The organism is Ruegeria sp. BHSA118 (assembly GCF_059613405.1).
On the sequence record NZ_JBXWSM010000167.1, the window covers coordinates 1 to 1,184 of the forward strand.

At 59.5% G+C, this 1,184-nt stretch carries 1 protein-coding gene; it reads left to right on the forward strand.

Going from position 1 to position 1,184, the window contains the following annotated elements; genetic code table 11:
* Positions 1-1,176 (forward strand): elongation factor Tu (tuf, locus tag AC2FNN_RS21680; protein WP_171725214.1); only part of this gene is annotated, 1,176 nt, incomplete at its 5' end.
* Between the last annotated feature and the right edge of the window lie 8 nt (positions 1,177-1,184).

Below are 1,184 nucleotides of genomic sequence, written 5' to 3' on the forward strand. Positions count from 1 at the left end.
ATGGCAAAGGAAAAGTTTGAGCGTACAAAACCGCACGTCAACATCGGCACGATTGGCCACGTTGACCACGGCAAGACCACGCTGACCGCAGCAATCACCAAGTATTTCGGTGACTTCAAAGCGTATGACCAGATTGACGGTGCGCCGGAAGAAAAAGCGCGCGGCATCACCATCTCGACCGCCCACGTGGAATACGAGACCGACAACCGCCACTATGCGCACGTCGACTGCCCCGGCCACGCTGACTATGTCAAGAACATGATCACCGGTGCGGCGCAGATGGACGGCGCGATCCTGGTTGTGAACGCCGCTGACGGCCCGATGCCGCAGACCCGCGAGCACATCCTGCTGGGCCGCCAGGTTGGCATCCCGAAGATGGTCGTGTTCATGAACAAAGTTGACCAGGTCGACGACGAAGAGCTGCTGGAACTGGTTGAGATGGAAGTTCGCGAACTGCTGTCCAGCTACGAATACCCCGGCGACGATATTCCGATCATCGCAGGTTCGGCTCTGGCCGCGATGGAAGGCAACAACCCGGAAATCGGCGAAGCGAAGATCCGCGAACTGATGGCGGCTGTTGATGACTACATCGACACCCCTGAGCGTGAAGTCGACAAGCCGTTCCTGATGCCGGTTGAAGACGTGTTCTCGATCTCGGGCCGTGGTACCGTTGTGACCGGTCGTGTCGAGCGTGGCGTGATCAATGTTGGCGACGAGATCGAAATCGTCGGCATCCGCGACACCCAGAAAACCACCTGTACCGGTGTTGAAATGTTCCGCAAGCTGCTGGATCGCGGTGAAGCGGGCGACAACATCGGCGCCCTGCTGCGCGGTATCGACCGTGACGGCGTTGAGCGTGGCCAGGTTCTGTGTAAGCCGGGTTCGGTGACACCGCACACCAAGTTCGAAGCCGAAGCCTACATCCTGACCAAGGAAGAAGGCGGCCGTCACACTCCGTTCTTTGCGAACTACCGTCCGCAGTTCTACTTCCGTACAACTGACGTGACCGGCACCGTGACCCTGGCGGCTGGCACCGAGATGGTTATGCCTGGCGACAACGTCGGCTTCACCGTCGAGCTGATCGCTCCGATCGCGATGGAAGACGGTCTGCGTTTCGCCATCCGCGAAGGCGGCCGCACCGTCGGCGCCGGCGTTGTGTCGAAAATCATCGAGTAATTCGCACC